Here is a 5,600-nt window from a genome sequence, read left to right as displayed (position 1 = left end):
GCCGGCCACGATCTCGGGGTTGGTGAAGGAGAAGCGGATCTTGGACGGGCGCAACGCGCTGGACCCGGGACGGTGGCGCGCGGCGGGCTGGACCTACCGGGCCCTGGGCCGCCCCCGCGCCTGACCCCTGCGCCCCGGTGGCGCTGAAGCTGCGAGCCGATCGACCCGAGCCCCACGCGGTGTCCACCACCTCTCGCCGCGGCAGCTCGCCGGGCCACCGGCGGTCGCAGCCCCGCTGCCTGCCTCGACCCTCTCCGCGTCACCGAGCACACTCACCGTGGTCGCTACCTGGCCCGACACCGCCCGGAGCACCAGAGTGGTGGATGCGGGCCGGATGACGACCACCGGTGAGCGGTTCCCCGACGTTCCCACCGCCGGGACGTTGAAGGCGGCGTTGGCATCGGCGACCCCGGGGACGACGATCCGGCTGGCCCCGGTCACCTACCGTGGGCGGTTCACGCCGACGCGGTCCGGCACCGCATCCGCTGCCGTTCGCACCACCGACAACGTCCTCTCCGGCAGTGACCTCCACGGGGCCGACCGGCTGTCGGTGAGGTGTGCACATCGGGATGGTGCAGTCCGACTGGAACTCCGAGCAGTCGTGAACCGGGGGTTCCCCGGACCGCTCGGACCGTGAGCAGCGGGCGCATCACGGCGAACACCCCTGACGGTGCCCCCTTCTGCGGCGCCAACCACGCCGATTGCCGGGTGGACGTGGAGGGCAGCGGCTACCTGGTGAGCCACGACCACGAGAACGAGGGTGGCGCACGGCTCGTCGACGGCTTCCAGACCCACGCCATCGCGAGCTGGGGCGACGACACCGTCTTCAGCGCAGCACTGCCGCGGTGAACGCCTTCGGCCACGGAGTGCGGATCGGCACCGGAGGGACGGGCAACACCGTGCGGGCGGGCGACACGGCCACCGGCAGGTCCGGCCCGGCCCATGTCCCGTTCTCCGGACGAACGCGCCCGGCACCGACCTGAGATCGCTCAGGTGCTCACGCACTCGACGTTGAACTTCGCCTCATCGGTGCCCTCGAAGTCGTTGTCGCACGTCACGACGTTGCCTTCGCCGCCGCGAACGTCGATCCCCAGGTCCGCACCGTTGACGTCGCCGGAGTTGCCGGCGAGCACGTTGCCGTCGCCCCAGCCGTCGACGACTGACTGGACCTCGAACCCGGTCCGCGGTGATGCGTTCCCCCGGTTGTCCTGGACGAGCCAGCGGTTGCCCTTGACGTCGACCCAGGAGTCGGCGTCGCCGGTGAGGGAATCACCGTCGAAGACGTTGCCGACGACGACCCCCCCGGAGGTTCCTTCCTTGACGTCGACCGCCTCGGAGGTGGTACCGCTGATGACGTTGTCCATGACGATGTTGCGATCGCTGCGATCGGGCTCGCAAGCGGTCTCCTCGCACCAGTTGCTCTCGGCACTACCCACGTAGACACCCTCACCGAACTGCTCCCTGCGGTTCCCGGTGTCACTGATGTCGTTGTCCCGGACGACGTTCCCGGAACTTGCGCCCTTGAGGTGGATCGCCTCGTCCCCGATGTCGTGGACCGACAGGCCCTGGATGAGCGACTCGTTGCTACCTTCGACCATCAACCCCTTCTTGGCGGTGCGGACGGTGAACCCGACGAGGTTCCAGTGCGAACCGCCCACCAACCGCAGGACCGTCCCCTGCTCGACGTCTTGACCGTGCAGCACCGCATCCCGGGATCCGCACAACCAGATCGGTTCGTCACGGGTTCCGGCTTTCGTGATGCGGAACTGCCCCTCGTACTCACCGTCGGCAAGCTGGATCACGTCGCCCGGCAGGGCGGTCTCCAGACCGTCCTGAAGTTCCTCTGCCGTGGCGACCTGCTCCCCTCCGTCCGGGCAGTCCAAGGCCTCGCCGGGAGGTTGCAGACCAGCGGGCCAGCGCACCTGGTAGCCATCGGCGTCGTCGGCGGTCGGGATCGGGGGCGTTGCCTCCCGCGACGAGCAGCCGGCCACCACGAGGGTGGCCATGACCAAGGTCGTCAGACCTCGGAATCCGCGGCGCATCACCGGTGTGCCCTCCGGCGAACCCAGCCCGCGGTGTGTGCGGGCGCCTTCACCAGCAGCAGCACCAGTGGGATACCCAGCACGACAGCCCACAACAGCAGCACAGGGTTCCAGCGCAGGGTCAACTGCACCTTCTGCAGAGGGGACATGTTGAGTTCACGCGAGTACCCGGACACCGTCAGCGGCACGCTGTACTGGCCGTACGCGTTGGCCGACACCTGGGCGACGTCCTGCCGCCCCAGACCGATCGACCCCCAGCTGCCGTCGAACTCGTTGCCGACGATGGCGACGTCACGTGCACTGTCGAGGACGTGGACACCGTAGAGCAGGTTGTCCAAGACCACGTTGTCCTCGATCCTGGCCTGAGCCCCGTCCTTCACACGAATACCGACGTAGTTGTCCTGGAGAGTGTTTCCCGAGACCAGGTTGCCCACGCCTCCTTCGATGAGGACCCCGGCCCCGTCGTTGCCGTAGGCGACGTTGTCCTCGATCACGTTGTAGTCGGAGGTGAGCACGCTGGCCTCGGCATTGGCGGTCGCTACCGACCGGCCGTCGTCGATCATGAACCCGTGGCCGGCATTGCCGTAGGAGGTGTTGCCGCGCAGCACGTTACGCAGACAGCCCCGCGAGAAGATGAATCCGTGCCGGCCATTGCCGTGCGCCACGTTCTCTTCGACGATGAAGTCGTTGCTGGCGTCGTGCGGGTCGAAGCCGTACGCGGAGTTGTCCACGAACTCGTTGCCTGTCCAGTTCATGCCAACCGCTTCGAACGTGTAGGCCCCGAACCAGTTCTCCCGGAAGACGGAGTCGGTCACGGACCCTTGAGCCGGTACCACTTCAGCGTTCTGCGAACTGACCGGCTTACCGCGCCAGGCGACCCCCGAGGTGGTGCCGGTACCGAAGCCGAGGCGCTCAGTGGTGACCCCGGAGAGGTCCATCCGGCCCCCGATGGTGAGGACGAAGGACCGGCCGTCGTCGAGGTTGGCGTCGGGGGCGCCGGCGGCCTCGTTCCAGGAGAGGAGGCGCAAGGGCTGATCGTCCGTCCCGTTCAGACGAACGGTACCGCCGCGGCTGATGATCGAGGCGAAACCGCGATCATCGCTGCTCAGACGGACTTCGGACTGCCGCTCGCCGGCGACGTCCAGCGTCGCTCCGGCGGGGACGAAGACCCCCGCGGCCAGCGTGGTGGTTCCGCCGCCGCGGCGAACGACGCTCGGGAAGCGGTCACCGAGCTCGGTGAGGGTGTACGGCTCGGGTCGGGGCGTCAGGGCGACCGTCGGCAACGTCCCGGCGGGTCCGACGAGCACTTGTGGCGTGGTCAGATCCGCGACGGACCGCTTGACGTCGAGGCTCCAATCGAGTTCCCGCTCACGCAGCTCTGCCGCACCGACGGTCTTGGGGAGCGGGATGGGCGAGTAGTTCTCGGGCTTGGGGGCCTGCGGGGAGCCCGTGAAGGTGAGCGCCAGAACGATGAGGGCCGCGGGCACCACACCGGTGGCGGCGATCCCGGCGAACAGTCGGCGCCGACTCACGTGGGCGCGTACGGCCCTCCTACTCGACACGACGAGCACCGGCTTCCTTCTCGAGGGCGACGAGGTCAACGGTCCGGGGCGCGGGGACGACGATCTCCGCCTGACCGGCCACGCGCCCGTCGTCCGTGCGGGTGAGCCATCCCTGCTTGTTCATGGTGACGAAGGCCAGCACCTTGATCGGCAACGCGATGACGGCGATGACGAGCGCCATCAGCGGAGCGATCGCGAGGTCCCGCGGGTTCTCCCGCAAGTGCGAGAAGGCGCGCAGTGCGCGGCCCAGCACTCCCCAGGTGAGCATCACCACGGCGGCCAGCACGCCTCCGCCCAGCGCCCACTGGAAGCCGTAGAAGACGGCGGCGCCCATGGTGAACGGGGTGAGCAGGATCTGCATGACGGTGACCTGCGTGATGAACGGGGTCCGCCACAGCCACCCCTGGACGATGGCCGTCAGGTAGCACCGGTAGGAGTTCCGGCTCCAGCGGACGCGCTGGCGGACGAACGCCTTCCAGTCGTCGGGGAACATCGAGTCGGCCTCGGCGGTGTCCTGGTGGACGGTGCGGAAACCAGATGCGAGAACTAGCCACGTGAGTCGCCCGTCGTCACCTGCGACGCAGCGCCGACCGAGGAACATCTCCTCCTCCAGCGCCCCCACCACGGGTACGACCGCGGAGCGCCGGTAGGCGGCGGTGCGACCGGACAGGCACGGGACCCCGCCGCGGATCGAAGCGGCGGGGACGTAGTCGAGGTACCGGGTGTTCAGCAGCCAGTAGGCCACGCGTCGGCAGAGATCACTACCGGGCAGGTGGACGTGCTGACGGGTGCCGACACCACCGACCCGAGGATCGACGAACGGCATCTGCACGGCGTCCAGCAGGCCGGGGCGCCACTCGGTGTCGGAATCGGCGAAGACGAGGACCTCACTCGTCGCGGCCCGGATGCCGACACCCAGCGCACCGCGCTTGCCGCTGTGACGGAACGGGATCACCCGGACGCGCGGGAGGTCGAGGCGTGCGAGGTGCTCCAGCACCTCGGTGTCACGGTCGTCGACGACGAGGATCACCTCGGTGGGTGAATCGCGCAACCAGGTCCGCAAGCACCGTTCGAGGACACGGGCGTCCTCGCGGTAGACGGGGACGACGACCGACGTGGTCGTGCGGTACCCGTTGACCACCGGCCGGTACCGGTGGTGGGACATCCACCGACGCACGAACCAGACCGACCAGGACAGAACACCGATGATCCCCAGCGGGATCCAGTGGTTCTGTCCTGAGAACAGAGCCAGCGACAAGCTTCCCCCTCGGAGCGTTCGGAGATCTCACCGGACCTGGTACCCACGAGGTGGGCAGCACCCGGGGTTCCGCGATGCGTGCAGCGATCGGTCAGCGAGCGGACGTGGTGTTCTACGGGGTCGGGGAGACGATCCGCCGAACCCCAGACGCGGGACGAACGTCGGGACGCGTTGAGAAGACGCCCGGTGCGGGTACTTCCCGTACCGGCACCACGACCATAAAACAGCGGCCCTCGGGGACACAACGCGTGACGACCCTGCACAATTTCTTGCATTGAGTGCGCGCTCGTGACTGTGCGTGTAATTCTGCGATGAATCACGGCACAAAACAGCCCACGGGGACCCGAAGCCGCCCCTCCCTCCCCCTTCGTGAGCTGACAGCCTCGAGATAACGATACGGTGACGAAACGGCACCCGCTGGACCCTCCAGGCCAACCGGGGTCGGCACGCGGTCCCCGCGCACGGGGTGCGCTCAGCGCCGCCCCCCGTCACCGGACGTCGATCGACACTCGTCGCGCTGAAGACGTCGACGTCGCGGACCTCCGCGCGCACCACGGCGGAGCACGCACTCGGGTTCGTCTCAGCTCCGCGACGTCACTAACCTCGACGACCATGCGGATGACTGTCATCGGGTGTGGGTACCTCGGAGCCGTCCATGCGGCGTGCATGGCTGAGCTGGGTCATGAGGTCATCGGCATCGACGTCGATCCGGAGAAGGTGGCCGCGTTGCAGGCGGCG

5 protein-coding genes are annotated in these 5,600 nt (G+C 68.3%); 2 read left to right on the top strand and 3 right to left on the bottom strand.

Annotated features, from left to right (window positions below; translation table 11 throughout):
- Positions 1 to 633: 633 nt before the first annotated feature.
- The gene (locus tag AB2L28_RS20700) at positions 634 to 849 is read left to right on the top strand and encodes a hypothetical protein (protein ID WP_370720894.1); all 216 of its coding nucleotides are present in this window, start codon (positions 634 to 636) and stop codon (positions 847 to 849) included.
- A gap of 140 nt (positions 850 to 989) precedes the next feature.
- On the opposite strand, the gene AB2L28_RS20695 is transcribed toward AB2L28_RS20700, so the two are convergent.
- Genes AB2L28_RS20695 through AB2L28_RS20685 form a run of 3 tightly spaced genes read right to left on the bottom strand, consistent with a single transcriptional unit; the run spans position 990 to position 4,862 of the window.
- On the bottom strand, positions 990 to 2,135 hold the full coding sequence (locus tag AB2L28_RS20695) for a right-handed parallel beta-helix repeat-containing protein (RefSeq protein ID WP_370720893.1): 1,146 nt from the start codon (positions 2,133 to 2,135) through the stop codon (positions 990 to 992).
- Positions 2,042 to 3,613, bottom strand: coding sequence for a right-handed parallel beta-helix repeat-containing protein (locus AB2L28_RS20690; RefSeq protein WP_370720892.1), 1,572 nt, complete (start codon positions 3,611 to 3,613; stop codon positions 2,042 to 2,044). Before AB2L28_RS20690 ends, AB2L28_RS20695 begins: the two co-directional genes overlap by 94 nt.
- A complete protein-coding gene (locus AB2L28_RS20685; RefSeq protein ID WP_370720891.1) occupies positions 3,594 to 4,862 on the bottom strand; it encodes a glycosyltransferase in 1,269 nt (422 codons plus the stop codon). Before AB2L28_RS20685 ends, AB2L28_RS20690 begins: the two co-directional genes overlap by 20 nt.
- A gap of 612 nt (positions 4,863 to 5,474) precedes the next feature.
- Between AB2L28_RS20685 and AB2L28_RS20680 the strand changes: the two genes are divergently transcribed.
- A partial coding sequence (locus tag AB2L28_RS20680; RefSeq protein WP_370720704.1) for a 3-hydroxyacyl-CoA dehydrogenase NAD-binding domain-containing protein occupies positions 5,475 to 5,600 on the top strand: 126 nt, incomplete at its 3' end.

It is taken from the genome of Kineococcus mangrovi, from assembly GCF_041320705.1.
GTDB lineage: Bacteria > Actinomycetota > Actinomycetes > Actinomycetales > Kineococcaceae > Kineococcus > Kineococcus mangrovi.
The sequence above is the reverse complement of the archived record's forward strand: the minus strand, read 5'-3'. Positions and strand labels throughout refer to the sequence as shown.